The organism is Mycoplasmopsis edwardii (assembly GCF_900476105.1).
Classification (GTDB): Bacteria; Bacillota_I; Bacilli_A; order Mycoplasmatales; family Metamycoplasmataceae; genus Mycoplasmopsis; species Mycoplasmopsis edwardii.
Genome location: NZ_LS991951.1, coordinates 400,065 through 415,785 on the forward strand (window position 1 = coordinate 400,065; position 15,721 = coordinate 415,785).

14 protein-coding genes are annotated in these 15,721 nt (G+C 25.8%); 12 read left to right on the forward strand and 2 right to left on the reverse strand.

What is annotated here, in order from left to right:
- Window positions 1-357 (reverse strand): PTS sugar transporter subunit IIABC, encoded by a 357-nt coding sequence (locus tag D2846_RS01790; protein WP_117275274.1) that lies wholly within the window; start codon window positions 355-357, stop codon window positions 1-3.
- Window positions 358-570: 213 nt separating this feature from the next.
- On the opposite strand from D2846_RS01790, the gene D2846_RS01795 reads away from it, so the two are divergent.
- Window positions 571-1,440 (forward strand): DegV family protein, encoded by an 870-nt coding sequence (locus D2846_RS01795; protein WP_117275276.1) that lies wholly within the window; start codon window positions 571-573, stop codon window positions 1,438-1,440.
- Window positions 1,427-1,630 (forward strand): hypothetical protein, encoded by a 204-nt coding sequence (locus D2846_RS01800; protein ID WP_117275278.1) that lies wholly within the window; start codon window positions 1,427-1,429, stop codon window positions 1,628-1,630. The genes D2846_RS01795 and D2846_RS01800 overlap by 14 nt, the downstream gene beginning before the upstream one ends.
- 91 nt (window positions 1,631-1,721) lie before the next feature.
- Here the strand turns inward: D2846_RS01800 and ychF are convergent, their stop codons facing one another.
- Entirely contained in the window at window positions 1,722-2,822 is a 1,101-nt protein-coding gene (gene ychF / locus D2846_RS01805; RefSeq protein ID WP_117275280.1) for a redox-regulated ATPase YchF, read from the reverse strand.
- 86 nt (window positions 2,823-2,908) lie between these two features.
- Between ychF and D2846_RS01810 the strand changes: the two genes are divergently transcribed.
- The 10 genes from D2846_RS01810 (at window position 2,909) to D2846_RS01855 (ending at window position 15,696) form a co-directional block, all read left to right on the forward strand.
- Window positions 2,909-4,540, forward strand: a complete 1,632-nt coding sequence (locus D2846_RS01810) for an MAG5620 family putative phospho-sugar mutase (protein ID WP_117275282.1) — start codon at window positions 2,909-2,911, stop codon at window positions 4,538-4,540.
- A complete protein-coding gene (locus D2846_RS01815; RefSeq protein ID WP_117275284.1) occupies window positions 4,533-5,003 on the forward strand; it encodes a hypothetical protein in 471 nt (156 codons plus the stop codon). Before D2846_RS01810 ends, D2846_RS01815 begins: the two co-directional genes overlap by 8 nt.
- A gap of 73 nt (window positions 5,004-5,076) precedes the next feature.
- Complete coding sequence (locus tag D2846_RS01820) at window positions 5,077-6,438, forward strand: glycine--tRNA ligase (RefSeq protein WP_170128420.1); 1,362 nt, start codon at window positions 5,077-5,079, stop codon at window positions 6,436-6,438.
- 3 nt (window positions 6,439-6,441) lie between these two features.
- Window positions 6,442-8,361: a DNA primase gene (gene dnaG / locus D2846_RS01825; protein ID WP_117275286.1), complete on the forward strand. Its 1,920-nt coding sequence runs from the start codon at window positions 6,442-6,444 to the stop codon at window positions 8,359-8,361.
- 9 nt (window positions 8,362-8,370) lie between these two features.
- Window positions 8,371-9,861, forward strand: coding sequence for an RNA polymerase sigma factor (locus D2846_RS01830; RefSeq protein ID WP_117275288.1), 1,491 nt, complete (start codon window positions 8,371-8,373; stop codon window positions 9,859-9,861).
- A gap of 2 nt (window positions 9,862-9,863) precedes the next feature.
- Entirely contained in the window at window positions 9,864-10,649 is a 786-nt protein-coding gene (locus D2846_RS01835; RefSeq protein WP_117275290.1) for a Nif3-like dinuclear metal center hexameric protein, read from the forward strand.
- An 8-nt stretch (window positions 10,650-10,657) separates the two neighbouring features.
- Window positions 10,658-12,172, forward strand: coding sequence for a phospholipase D-like domain-containing protein (locus tag D2846_RS01840; protein WP_117275292.1), 1,515 nt, complete (start codon window positions 10,658-10,660; stop codon window positions 12,170-12,172).
- Between the two features lie 54 nt (window positions 12,173-12,226).
- On the forward strand, window positions 12,227-12,490 hold the full coding sequence (locus D2846_RS01845; protein WP_004795906.1) for an HPr family phosphocarrier protein: 264 nt from the start codon (window positions 12,227-12,229) through the stop codon (window positions 12,488-12,490).
- 111 nt (window positions 12,491-12,601) lie between these two features.
- Entirely contained in the window at window positions 12,602-13,753 is a 1,152-nt protein-coding gene (locus tag D2846_RS01850) for an IS3 family transposase (protein ID WP_117275167.1), read from the forward strand.
- Window positions 13,754-14,067: 314 nt separating this feature from the next.
- Window positions 14,068-15,696: a hypothetical protein gene (locus D2846_RS01855; RefSeq protein ID WP_117275294.1), complete on the forward strand. Its 1,629-nt coding sequence runs from the start codon at window positions 14,068-14,070 to the stop codon at window positions 15,694-15,696.
- Window positions 15,697-15,721: the final 25 nt, after the last annotated feature.

A 15,721-nucleotide genomic window follows, 5' to 3' on the forward strand; every position in this document is an offset into this window, starting at 1 on the left:
TTATCCCTTATTTTTATTTAATAACGCATTGTAAACAGATGTTGAATAAACACCTAAAATTATTGAAATTACAGAACTTTTAACAAAAAGACCACTTACACCTTTTAAACCTTGAATTTTTTCTAATTGAACTTTATCAATATCTTTGATTTTTAACACAACCCTTGAAGGCATTTGTTTATCAAGTTCATAGTTGTCTTCGCCTAAAAATTCAATTAAACTTTCAATTTTAAAAGGTAAGTTATCTACCTGATAAAAAGTGTTCTTTTTATGCTCGATTTTTTTCTTTCATTTTATTCAAATTAACCCTAGTGTAATAACACTTAAAAATACCATTTTAAACTTATTATTAATCATAATTTATATCATACAATAAATTTGAGTTTTTTAAAGTCTGCGGAATCATTTTTTGATATCTAAAATATAGAATTTAAGCACTAAAAATTAAAAATATTAATTATTATATTAATCAAAATCTATTTATTTCTGCCAAAAATTTTGACCAGTTTTTGCTCAATTTTTTTAATTTTTATCGCTATTTATTGGGTGTTTATTTGTTATAATAAAAACATGAAAAAATTAGGAATAATATTAGATTCTTTTTCTTGTTTAACAGAAAAACAAGCTCGTGATTTAGGGTATAAATTCTTGCCATTGCAAGTTGAGATTGATGGAAAAATTTATCTTGATGGTATTGATGATAGATTAGAAACTTTAAAGAAAATCGAAAAAGCCGATAAAGTTTTATCTTCATTGCCAAAACTTGAAACAATTGAGAAAGTAGTTGTTGAAGCTTCTAAAGAATATGATGAAGTTATTTTTATGGGTATTTCATCAAATTTATCAAGTACAGCAAATTCAATTAGGACACTTGCCGCAGATTTAGGGAACGTTTATGTTATGGAAAACCACTTAATTGGTGACCAAATTGTTAAAACTGTAGAATACTTAAAAAATCTTTATGAAGTTAAAAACTATACAATCAATCAATTATTTGAAGAATTAAATTGAATTAATGAATCATCAATGACAATTATTGTTCCAGAAAAAATCGACTACATGATTAAAGGTGGTAGATTAAATGGACTTAAGAAATTTGTTTTAACTAAAATTTCTATGTTGCCAATCCTTTCATACGAAGAAGATGGTACTGTTAAATCTAAATACTTGAAAAGAACTGTTGCAAAAGGTGTTGAAAAAGCAATTGAAAGTGTTGTTGAATTTTGTGAAGAAAACAAAGATGAAACATCAAAAAACAAGTTTGTTGTTACATTTATTCACGGAATTAAAGACGAAATGAATAAAATTGTTGAAAATAACCAATACTTCAAGCCAACTTCAACATTCTTAACACCTTCAGTAATCGCTGTTCACACAGGTCCTGAAGCTCTTGCATTAGCTGTGATGCCTGATTTAAAATCTAAATATGAACAAAAATAAAAAAGAAAAAAGAAGCGAACAGCAATACACTAAATTAGTTAATAACATTATCAAAGCTAATCCATCATCTGCAAATGTAAGAAAAACATATTACAAAAATAGTTTTATATATGCTTTTGCAATCATTTCAATAATAATAATTATTACAATTACTATTTTAGTTTTTCTTATCTTATTTAAAATTATTTAACATTTTATATAGTGATGACCATGCATAATAATGCATGGTTTTTGCATAAAAAAATACTTAGACATTGTCTAAATACTTCTAATTAATGTAATTATTTTCCGAATTTAAAGTGACAAATATCACCATCATTCATTATGTATTGTTTACCTTCTTGTCTCATTTTTCCAGCGTTTTTAGCACCTTGTTCACCACCGTATTGAATGTAATCATTGAATGAAATAACTTCTGCTTTGATAAATTTTTTCTCAAAATCTGTATGGATTACACCAGCGCATCTTGGTGCAGCTCAACCTTTATGGTAAACTCAAGCTCTAGCTTCAATTTGACCTGCAGTAAAGTATGTTTCTAAATTCAATAAGTCAAATGCTTCTCTAGTTAATAAATCAAGTCCACTTGTTTTGATTCCGTATAAATCAAGTAATTCTTGTTTTTCTTCTTGATTTTCAATAGTAACAAGTTCTGACTCAACTTGAACAGAAATCGGAATTAATTTTTCATAATCTTTTAGCGAATTTTGTAATTCTAAGAATAATTTATCTTCTTTGTAATTTAAAAATTGTTCATTTCCTAAGTTAGCCACATAAATGATTGGTTTGAAAGTTAATAAGTGGTAACCTTTAATGAATTTTTCTTCATTTTCATCAAACTGAACTTCTCTAACTGGAATATTGTTTTCAAGTGCTTCTTTAACTTTTAATGCAGCATTTTGCTCAATAATTCCATCTTTATCACCAGATTTAGCTTTTTTAGCAACTCTATTAAGCACATTGTTAATTGTTTCTAAGTCAGCTAACATTAATTCATAGTTAATTACGTCTTTATCTCTAACTGGATCAACTGAATTGGCAACGTGCATAATGTTTTTATCTTCGAAACATCTAACAACATGAATGATTGCATCCACTTCCCTAATGTTGGCTAAAAACTTGTTACCAAGCCCTTCTCCCTTTGAAGCCCCTTTAACAAGGCCAGCAATATCGACAAAGTCAAAAGTAGCTCAAACAATTTTATCTGGTTTAATAATATCTGCAATTTGTTGAAGTCTTGGGTCGATTAATGGAACTGATGAAATATTTGGTTCAATGGTTGTGAAAGCATAATTAGATGATTCAACTTGTTTTTTAGTAATAGCGCTAAATAATGTGCTCTTTCCAACGTTTGGTAACCCTACAATACCTGCTTTTAGTGACATAGTCCTCCTAATATTTTTAACTATTAATATAGTCTATTTTACTCTAAATTTGGTAAAATTTGAAATAAATAAAGAAAGGTTTTTATATGAATGGGGATACATTAAAAGTCTGATATAACTTTTATAAAAATGAAGGCATATATAACGATTCATTTGAAAGTTTTCTACAAATAATTAATAATGATAAAAAAATATATGAAAGTTTTACAAGTAAACCAGAAGCCACAATTCATGGAATTAAGTTTAAAGGTGATGGAATGCTAGGGTTTAATCAATTAAACTTTTTCACATTAATTGCTATTTCATATATTTTTGTTAAAAATTATGAATTTCAAAAAAATAAAAAAATTGTAATTGGTTTAAATTCAAACTCACCACATGAACTTAAAATGAAAGATTTTTTAATTAAATTTTTCAACAGATATAAGTTTCAAGTTTTTGTACATAATACAAGCGTTGTTAGTGAGTTCATGATCTCTGAAACAACTAAAACATGAGACATTACAAATGGTATTTTAATCAATAAAGATCCAAATACAAATAATTATTATTTAAAAATCTTTTATAAAAATAATGAAATTAGTTTAGAAGAACAAAACTCGTTTATCATAGAGTTATTAAACTTTCAAAATATGTTAATTCTAAGTAAACTTAGAGAAACATCAACCTTAAATATTGATAAAATTATTACATTCTACTCTGAAAAATTATTAAGAGAAAACCTTGATAAGTATTCAAAATTATCTAAAAAACCTACTTTTAATGTTTACACTTTAATTTCAGACAGTGAAAAAAGTTACATAATCAACAAATTATTGGTTAACTCAGGGTTCAAAGTTCATAAAATGAATTCTTTATACAAGAATTCCTTATATTTTGATGAACTTAATTTTAGATTTTGAAGAAGTTTAAAATTTAATACATATAAAGCTGATATTTTAATTGTACTGAACGCAAATAATGAATTAAAAATGTATGTAAAAGCTAAAAATAAGTATGTTTTATTAACTGAAGATGATTTAGCTTATATGTATATAAATGATTATTATTTATCATGAAAAAGAGATGGAGTATTAAACAAAAACAAAATTTTTGTTCCTTTTTATGCATCTAAAAACATATATAAGTTACTTTATAGATACAAAATTCCATTTGGAGAAAATAGTGAAATAACAACAAATAATGTGCTTATGAGCTTTGTAGACGGTAAGTTTTCAACAAACTTAAACAGAAACTTAGATCATAACAATATTCCATTTATTATTCAATTTTGTTTTATGCTTTATAACCAAAAAATTAATAATGATCTTTTTTACTATAAATACAAAAAGATGAAAGAATCAAATAAAAATGTTTTTTTATTATCGAATGATATAAAAATCAGTTACAAAAATGCAACTGATATTTTAACATCATACTTTGTAGGTGAAAAAATTTACAAGAAATATAAAATTAGTGAAATTAACAAAATTAACAAAATCAATAAGTGATCACACAATCTTCTAACATTCAAAATTGCAAACAAAAAAACATTCTTTAATAGTTATATTTACTATAGCTATGATAAAAAGTCACTTGTTATAAAAAGTGAAATGGAATTGAGTAAAGAACTAGGAACTTTTAAAAGATTTTTATCTAAAATAAGATTCAAATTCTTAGTTAAAAAGCTTGTAAAAAATGTAAAACAACTAAAATCTTCGAAGGTAAAAAATGGATAAAAATATTAAAAAATCACAAATTTTAAAGCTGTATTTAAAGTTCCAGTTTACCCAAAAAAGACTTTATATAATATCTTTAGCTCTAATTTTAGTGTTTTTCACTTCATCTCTTGTTTCTTATTTAGTTGAACACAATAACCAATCTTACAAACTTATTAATTCTTTTGCATTAGCAAGTCTTGTGACATTTTTAATCTCATTAACAATTTTTGGTTTAAAGATTGGAATTTTATCAAGAACAATCAATAAAATTAAAAATGGTTCACCAGAATATCAAGAAAAAAGAGAGAAAAAGAAACTAAGCTCAATGTCTGAAACTGAGAAAAGAATATATCTAGAGACCAAAAAAAGAGATCACGAATTTAAAGAATCTTTTCCTAATAAAACAGTCTTTCCATATTTCTTAAATTTATTAATTTCTTTTTTAGTTTTCATTATCTTTATCATTGTAAGTTACATTTAACCCTATATTTCAACATTTTTTAAACTACTTTTATTTAATAAATAAAAGTGGTTTTTTGATATAATAGAAATCTATGTTAGATAAGAAAAAAAATATGGACGAATTAGTTAGCCATTTAAAGAATTTTGGATTTGTTTATCAAGGTAGTGAAATTTATGGAGGTCTTTCAAATACCTGAGATTATGGACCATTAGGTGCACTTTTAAAAGATAATATTCGTGATTTTTGAAAAAGACATTTTATCTTAAAAGAACCTAATAACTTTTTAATAGACTCAAAGATTCTTATGAATCCTCAAGTTTGAGTTACAAGTGGTCACGTTTCAAACTTTAGTGATCCACTTATTGAAAATAAAGTTAATGGAAAAAGATATAGAGCAGATAAGTTAATTCAAGAAATCGATGAAACAATGGTTCCTGAAAAAATGTCAAACCAAGAGATTCAAGATTTCTTAAATGAAAACTTAAAAGAATATGAAGGTTCAAAAACCCAATGAAGCGAAATCAAACAATTTAACTTAATGTTTGAAACACATCAAGGAGTTGTTGAAGGTGCTAAATCAAAAGTTTACTTAAGACCAGAAACAGCTCAAGGTATCTTTGTTAACTTTAAAAACGTTTTAAGAACTTCAAGAGCAAAATTACCATTTGGAATTGGGCAAGTAGGAAAAAGTTTTAGAAATGAAGTAACACCAGGAAACTTTATTTTTAGAACAAGAGAATTTGAACAAATGGAATTAGAATTCTTCACAAAACCAGAAGAAGCAGATAAATGATTTAAATATTACATTGATAAAGCGCATCAATTTGTTTTAAAACTTGGTTTAAAAGAAGAAAACGTAAAATTAAGAGCCCACGAAAAAGAAGAGCTTTCACATTATTCTGCAGGAACAACAGATATTGAATATAAATTCCCATTTGGTTGAGGTGAGTTGCTTGGGGTTGCTAACAGAACTGATTATGATTTATCTTCTCATTCAAAAGCAACAAACGAAAGTTTAGATTACTTAGACCCAGAAACAAACAAAAAGGTAATTCCTTATGTTATTGAGCCAAGCATTGGATTAGATAGATTAATGCTAGCTGTTATTTCAGATGCATATGAAGTTGAAGATTTACAAGAAAATGATTCAAGAGTTGTTTTAAGGTTCCCGAAAGAAATTGCACCATACAAAGTTGCAGTTTTACCACTTGTTAAAAAACTTTCTGATAAAGCTCAAGAAGTTTTTGATCTTTTACTCGATAAAGGTTTATCAGTAACTTATGATGAAGCTGGATCAATCGGAAAAAGATACAGAAGACAAGATGCAATTGGAACATACTGATGTTTAACAGTTGATTATGATTCATTGAATGATAATTCTGTTACATTAAGAAACAGAGATACAATGGAACAAATTAGAGTTTCAATCGATGATCTAATCAAACACATCTAATTTATGTCGAAAATAGATTTAGAAACAATTAAAAACGAAATTCTTGAAAAAACCGATATTGTAAATGTAATTTCAAATCATATTTCTTTAAACAAAAAAGGAAATAGCTTTGTAGGACTTTGTCCTTTTCATCAAGATACAACACCGAGTTTTTCGGTTTCACAAACAAAACAACTTTATAAATGTTTTGCTTGTCAAGAAGGCGGAAATGTAATTAGTTTTATAGTTAAATTTTTAGGTAAATCTTATTATGAGGCTCTAGAATTACTTGCAGCTGATTTAAATATTCAATTTGATTTTACATCGTACAAACCATCAAACACTGCATCGAAAAGTGTCGAAGATACAGAATCATTAGAAATTCTAAATGTTGTTAACTCATTTTACAAGATTGAAATTATCAAAAACCAAAATGCAATCAAATATCTTGAATCAAGAAACTTATGAGATGCTGAAATAAGAAAAATATTTGATATTGGTTATGCGCCATCGAATAAACTTTTAGAGTATTTAAATACGAACACAAAATTTAACAATAATACAATCTACAATTCAGGTATAGTTAATGCAAACTTAAAAGAATTATTTTTTAATAGAATTACTTTTGCTATTAGAAATAACTACGGAGAAGTTGTTGGGTTTAGTGCTAGAGCACTTGATAATAATGAAAAACCAAAATATATTAACTCACCTGAAACAAAATTATTCAAAAAATCAAAAATACTTTATAACTACCATAATGCTAAAGAGGAAATCAATAAACAAAAGAAAGTTTATATTGTTGAAGGATTTATGGATGTTATTTCATTATATAAAGCAGGAATTCATAATACTGTTGCAATAATGGGCACCGCTTTAACTAGTGATCACTTATACCTTTTAAACAAACATGAAGTAATTTTATTCTTGGATAGCGATCAAGCAGGTAGAGATGCAACGCTTAAATCAATTAAAACATTATATGCTGGTAAAGTTAATAATGTATCAGTAGTTATAAACACACTCGAAAAAGACGCTGGTGAAATTTTAGATAAACACGGAAAAGAAACTTTACTAGATGTAATAAATCAAAAAGTTTCTGCTGTTGACTTTATTTATGAATCATTTGTTAACAAACATAATTTACGTACAAATTTTAAATACAATTCTGTCAAAGATTTTAATAAAGACATCAAAGAATATATGCTAGTTTTAAATTATGATCAAAAATCATATATTTCTAACAGAATGAAATCTGAATTTAACTACGACTTAATCGGAAATATTAATTCAACTACCGCATATCAAAATAGCGATGATGATGGTTATAATCAATATTATGATGATTATTATCAACCTCCATATCAAGAATTTTTAAAACAACCATTTGATCAATATTATGAACAAGACAATAGATATTTAACACATACCAATAAATTTAATGAAATAAAAAATATCTTAGCTTCAAATATAAGAATTAAGTTTTTAATATACTTTATTTTAAAACCTGAATTAGCAAAGAAATTTTACAACTTAGAAAACTCAAGGATTCTTTTTAGTAAACCAGAATCCTTGCTTAATACATTTGATTCAATTAAAGAAGAGCAAATGAAATACTTTGACCTTTTAAATGGACAAGAAGAGCCAACAATTAAAGAAATAATCAATAATAGTGAATTATTGATGCATAATAAAATAAAAAAATTAATCATAAACCTTTCACAAAATATAAGTGAAAAAGATGTTAATGATTTTTATGAAAAAAGTTTAGAAGAAATTAAAGAAACAATTAGTAATGGTGGAAAAGTATCCTTGAATCCATTAATTACTGAATTTCAACAAGCATTCAAAAACGAAAATCAAGAAATGAAAATTGTTTTAAATTCAAAACTAAACTTAAACATTAAAAACACATTATTAGAGTTTAAAGATAAAAAGATATAAAGGAGTATCATGAAAAAAGAATTCGATCCTTTCATAAAATTTTTAAAGAAAGAGTTAAAAAGACTTAAAAGAGATTATTTAACTCAAGAAGAAGTAATGAATTCACTTCTTGATAACCGTTTGGAAGTTGAAGATGACCAAATGGATGATTTATTATCACTTTTAATGGAATTAGGAATCCTTAAAAATGAATTAGATTTCGGAGATAATGATGATGTTGATTTTGACTACCTTCAAAATGAAGTTGGAAAATCAAAGAAAAAATCAACATCAAAAGAAATCGATTTTGATGAAGATGACTTTGAAAAAAGTTCTAATCTTGATGATATTGATGATGCAGAAATCACTGAAGATATCGATAGTGAAGATGATGAAGACTTCATCGATGAAGATTTAGAGGGTCTTGGCGATTGAGATGATGAATTAACTGAAGCTTCAAATTATTCTGAAGAAGAAGAAAAAGAAGAAGAGGACGAGGAAGAAGAAGTCGAAGAGGAAGAAAATATTTATCAAGATTATAATGATGATGATGATTTTGGTCTTGGCGAAGAAATTAACCTTAATGATCCCAATTCTTCATTAATGTATTCTTTTGATGAAAAGAAACCAGAAAATCTATCAAACAAACTTACTGAAACTAATGATATTGTTAAATGATACATGCGTTGAATTGGTAAATATGGTAAGTTATTAACTGAAGAAGAAGAAAAAGAACTTGCAAGCAGAATGGATAAAGGTGGTTTCAGAGGTAAAAAAGCTCGTGATACATTAATTAACAGAAACTTACGTTTAGTTATTAATAATGCTAAAAAATACAAAAACAGGGGTCTTTCATTTATTGACTTAATTTCTGAAGGTAATGCAGGAATTATGAAAGCCGTACAAAAGTACGATGTATCAAGAGGGTTTAAATTCTCAACATATGCAACATGATGAATTAGACAAGCAATTACTAGAGCTGTTGCTGATCAGGCAAGAACTATTCGTGTACCGGTTCACATGGTTGAAACAATCAATAAAGTTTCAAAAGTAGAAAGAGAATTACACCAAGAACTTGGCTATGAGCCATCTGATGAAGAAATCGCAAAAAGAATTAGTCCAAGTTTTACAGCTGAAAAAGTAAGGTATATCAGAAAAATCAACACAGATCCTATTTCGCTTGATAAACAAGTCGGAAAAGAAAATGACTCTCAATTTAGTGACTTTGTTAAAGATGATATAGTAATTAGTCCAATTGACCACTCTTCAAAAGAAGAATTAAGTGTTATTTTAAAAGAAATGTTAGAGTGACTTGAACCAGATGAAAGAGAATTAATTTGTAAACGTTATGGTGTTGGTGAAGATGAAAATGGTAATCCATATGAAGTTCACAGCCTTGAAGAATTAGCTAAACTAAGAAATAATGTTTCAAAAGAAAGAATTAGACAAATTGAAAATAAAATTCTTAAAAAATTAAGAAATCACCCAAAATATGGTTCTGTACTTAAGAACTTTGCATAATCATGACAATTAAAGAATTTATAAATAAATTACAAACACTATATCCAGAACAAAATGCTGAACCATGAGACAAAACAGGGTATTCAGTTAAATCAAAACAACACAAAAAATTCACAGGTGCAGTTTTAGCAATTGATTTGACAACAGAAGTTTTAGAATTTGCTATAAATAATAACTGTAATGTGATCTTAACACATCATCCTTTTATCTTCCAAGACACACTAAAAGACGAATTTGAACAATCTCCTTATAAATTACCAATTTACAAAAAACTAAAAGAGTTACAAATAACAGCGTATTCTATGCATACTAATTATGATTCAGATTTGTTTGGAACTTCATATCAAATTTTTAACTTTTTAGACTTGCCGAAAGAATGATTTGATAAAACATCACCAACATATAGTGCAATATTCAATAACTCACTAAAATTAGGTGAATTAATTGAAAAGTTTAATCAAATTTTCTCATTTAAGGATAAAATGAGGTCAAACTTTGAAAAAGATAATAATAAAGTTTTTTCAAAAGTTGCAATGTTAAGTGGTTCTGGATCAATGGATCAAATAATCAAAATGCACAATGAATTAAACATTGATTTATTCATAACAAGCGATATTAAATGAAATGAATGAATCACATATTATGAACTAAAAATTAATATAATTGAAATTCCTCACATGATTGAACAAGTTTATGCTTGAGGTTTTTATCAAGAATTAAATAAAATTTATCCAAATGAAAAGTTTTATATCAAGAATTTTGATACACCTTTTAAAAATATCAAATAAGGACTAAAATGAAATTAAGTTTTAATGTTAAAAGAATGATTTTATTTATAATCCAACTTTTAATAGCCATCATTATTATCTTTGGTATTATCTTTTCAACTGTATTCTTTAACTCGCTTTTAATTTGGTTGCTATTAGTAGGTATGTATTTAGCTAATGTAATTTTTATCTTAGTGATATACAGCCAAAATAGGAATAATGAAGCTAAGTTTAGTTGAATTTACTTAATCTTATTTTTACCTATAATAGGACATATTCTATTTTTAATCTTCGGATTAGATATCAAGAAAAAAAGAGAGTTAAAACTTGACTCTCTTCCAGATTATAAGATATCTCATTATAAAGAGCAAATTCATGGCAGCTTACCTGCATCTAACTCGAATATAGTTACAAAAGTTCAAAACTCTAAACATAGTACTTCCTATGATGCACAAATAACATTAGAAACTGAAGGTTACAGGTTTTATCAAAAACTAATTAAAGAACTTAAAAAAGCTAAAAAAAGTATTTTTATTGTTACATATATAATTAAGAATTCTGAAATCTCGAAAGAAATCATTAATATTTTAAAAAAGAAACAATCTGAAGGTGTTGAAGTTAAATGACTAATTGACGATTTTGGAGCAATTGGTAAACAACGTAAATATTTAAAAAACCTCATCAAATCAAATTCATTCAAAATCAAAATGATTGGAAAAATTTATTACCCATTCATTAATTATTCATCATTTAGTAGAAACCACCAAAAATTTATTTTAATTGATTCACAAAAAGTATTTTCTGGTGGAAATAACATCTCAGATGAATATGCATCATTAAGCCCAAAATACGGACATTGAATTGATTTAAACTATGAAATACAAGGTCCATATGTTAATGAATATATCTTGCTATTTTTCAAATTATGAAGATTAATAGCACGAGAAAAAATTGATGTAACTAAATACTTGAATTATGAAATTGATCCAACTTTAAATATTAATTCAAACGCTTTATTATTAACTGATTCACCATCATACAATCATTCAAAAATTGAAGACTTTTTCTTATTATCTTTAGCAAACGCAAAGCAAAGTATAAAAATAGCAACTCCATACTTTACAATCACTAACTCATTAGAAAAACAATTAATAATTGCTTTAAAAAGCAATGTAGATATTACTATTTATTTCCCTGGATTACCAGACAAAAATTTTGTTTATAAAGTAGGATTAAACCAACTCAATAAATTCATCAAATTTGGACTTAAAGTAAAAATTTACGATGATCACTTCTTACATACTAAAATGGGTATCATAGATGACCAAGTAGCATGAGTGGGAACAAATAACTTAGATCCACGTAGCATGTTTTCTCAATATGAAACTGTTGATATTCTAGAAGGAAAAATAGTAAATGAAATAAATGGAATCTTCAATGAATATGATAAACGTTCTTCAGATTTCCACTTAATACCTCATGGTGAAAGAGAATATAATAAATTAGAAAACTTCTTTTTTGATTGAGTAAAAACATTAATCTAAAATTATGGTATAATAATTTAGATAAGTAAATCTATTAAATTTCGAAAGGTACTTATGAAAGAATTTACATGTAAAATTATTGATCCAATTGGATTACACGCTCGTCCAACTTCATTAGTTACAGCTATCGCTGCTAAATATAAATCAGAAGCAAAATTATCATACAACGGACGTGAAGGTAATTTAAAATCAATTATGAATATTATGGCACTTGGAATTAAATACGGTGCTGAAATTACAATTAAAACATCTGGTGAAGATGAACAAGAAGCAATTGATGCTATCAGAAAATCATTAGAAGATCACCAATTAATTTAATTTAAAAAAAGATATATATCTAAGAAAATTCCTTATCACACTAAGTAGACTGGGAAAAATCATCCGGACACTTTCGGGTGATTTTTTCACAAATTTAAAAGGAGAATATTTATGAGACATTTAAAAAAAGAAGAATGAATAAAAATCTTTAACGCATATGATGACTTCAAAAGTCGCAAGATTAGTAAATTTGAGTTCGAACAAATCTCTTTTTCAATTAGACAAAATTATTGAAATAACAAATCATTAGAATGAATGTTGAGAAAAAGAAAAATGTATAATTTGAACATGAATATTCAATCTAAAACTGGTAAATCAAGTAAAAAAGGCAAAGGTGTAGGTAGAAAGAAAAGGAAAGTTCTTGACTATACGTGAATTGATACCTTAAAAGATGATGAAAAAGATGCGGTTATAAAATACTACTATAGAATTTTTAATGAAAATAACATTGATGTTGATATTAAAAATATTAAAGAAATTGAAAAGCTTTCATCAAGTAATAAATCAAAGATTCTATTAATATCCAGATCAACATATTATGAAAAGTTAAAAGTTAAAAAAATTGAAAAACAAGAATATATTAAACACGAAGAAGTCATTCGTCAAAGTTTTGCTGATAACAAAATGAGATATGGTAGAAGAAGATTATCCAAATATTTATTTTTAACTTATAACATTAAAGTGAACCCAAGAACCCTTGGTAACTATATGAAAAGATTAAATTTATTCACTTTTGTACGTAGAAAAAAGAGACAAAAAGAACATAAAAATACTAATGTTAAGTTTGCGGATTTGGTTCAAAGAGATTATAATTCAAAAAATAACATAATTTACGCAACCGATGTAACTTATATACCAGCTCCAAAAGACATTAATCAAAATCATATTTATTTATCAGCTATAATTGATCATAAAACAAAATTTGTAACATATGAAATATCATTAAATAATGATACTGAATTAGTTTTAAATAATATTAAAAATACAAAATTTAAAAATAATTTTATTTTACATTCAGATCATGGTTCTGCATATTCATCAATAGACTATATCAATAAAATCAAATCTTTAAATGGAAAGATATCAATGTCAAGAATTGGAAATAGTTTAGATAATCGTGAAATTGAGTATTTTTTCTCGATACTTAAAAGCGAAATTTTTCCTGACTTTTCTATGAAGTGTCGTCAAATGAATTTTGATGAATTATCATACAAAATTAGCGAATTTGTAAATTGATATAATTATAAAAGAATAAAATTGTAAAAACAAAATCCTATTCAGATTCAATTTTTGGTTAAATCCAAGAATTGAATCTGAATAGAATTAAAGTGTCCGAAAAAAATTTCCCTGTTTAAAGTGATAAGGTTTTTTATTTTTGTAGCATTTTTTCATATATATACTAATATGTAAAAATATACTAATTATAGTTTATAACTGCTTTTTTAAAAAATGAACATTTTGTTTATAAAATGCTATTTTATAGTTGTTTAAGTCAAAATCAAATATTAAAATTTTTAGTAATTTTTAATTACTAAAAATAATTTTTTGTTATGATTATTTTATAACAAGGGGTTAAAATGACAAAAAATAACAAATTATCAAAATTATTATTTCTTCTTTCTGGAGTTTCTTTTATTTCAATTTCTTTAAGTTGTTCAGTAAATAAGAATAATTTTTTTAAAGTTAAAGATTTAAATTTTGAAAGTACTTCTGATAGAAGTGTCTTAATAACAATAAAGACAGATTTAAAATTAAACAAAAATATTGTTTCTAAATTAGTTTATTTAGTTAATGGGGAAAAATATGAAAAAACCTATAGTAAAGTTAATTTAGAACAAAACCAAGTTTTATTTGAAATAGAAAATTTACCATTAAATTCAAAGATTAATGTTATAAGTATTTTTATAAATAATATTGAAAATAATTTTTCAAATTTAAAAACAGAGTTTGTAAATTCTAAAAAAACTGATACTAGCAATGATTCAATTAATCAATTAGAATTGGAAAATAGCAAGAAAGAGGCTTTTAATGAAATTATAAAAATTGAAAACAAAGCCAAGAAACAGGAATTACAAGATTTATTGAATAATGCTAAAACTAAAGTAGATGCAAATGAAATTAGAATGCAAGCTATTGATTATAAAAACAAAGAACTAGCTAATAATCAAAAAGCCCATGAATTAAGAGAAAGAATTAATGTTATTGAAAATGAAACCAAGAAACAGGAATTACTTAATGCATTTAATTTAGCTTTAAATGATGATAATGGTGTGCCTATTGTAAATACAGAAATTATTAAGAACAATTTACAAAATTTATCAAATAAAATAGATCAAGCGTTTTCTGATGATCAAAGTGCTTTAAAGAATTTAGAAGTTAAAAAACAACAATTAAGAGATAAAATAGCTCAAATTTCTGATACAGCTAAAAAAACTCAATATGAAAGAGAATTAGAAAAAATTAATTCAATTACAGATCCTTCGCAAGCTACAACAGAAGCAAATACATTAGATAATAAAGTTACAACACAAAAAGCTTTCGAAATTAAAAAAGCTGAAGCTCAAGTCGAAATCAATAGATTAAGAACAAAGGATTCAGCTAAAAAAACTGAATTACAATCTAGATTAGATTCAGCTACTACTGAAGCTCAAGCAGTAACAATCTTACAAGAAGCTCAAGATGAAAAAGCAAAAGAAGACAAGCAAATCGAAGCTAAAAGAAAAGTCGTTAATGAAGCCCTTGCAAAACTTCAAGATGGTACTGATTTCAAAAATTCACTTGTTTCCAGAAAAGATCAAGCCGCTCCTTTTGATGATGCAAGTCATAGAACTGTTGATTTAGTTGAATTAGATAATATTGTTACAGCTATAAATAATAAAATTAAAGAACTTAAAAATGCCGCTAAAGCCGCTATTGCATTGGCGTATGGATTGGAAGCTAGTGGTGATAATACTACTTCATATGATTCGCTAAATGCAGATGTTAATAATGAAACAAATCAAACAGAAGAAAAATTAAATGAATTAAAACAAAAAGCACAAGCAGAAGTTGCAAAAGCAAGAAATGCTGCTATTGATGCTTTAGGCCAATCTGAAGGTAAAGAACTTTCTAATAAGAAAAAAGCTTTACAAAAACTTATAAATGATCCAGCAAAAACTATTGCTGATCTTAAAGATTTATTAAATAGAGTAAACAAAGAAACTTAATTAGAAACAAAAGCAGCTGAATTAA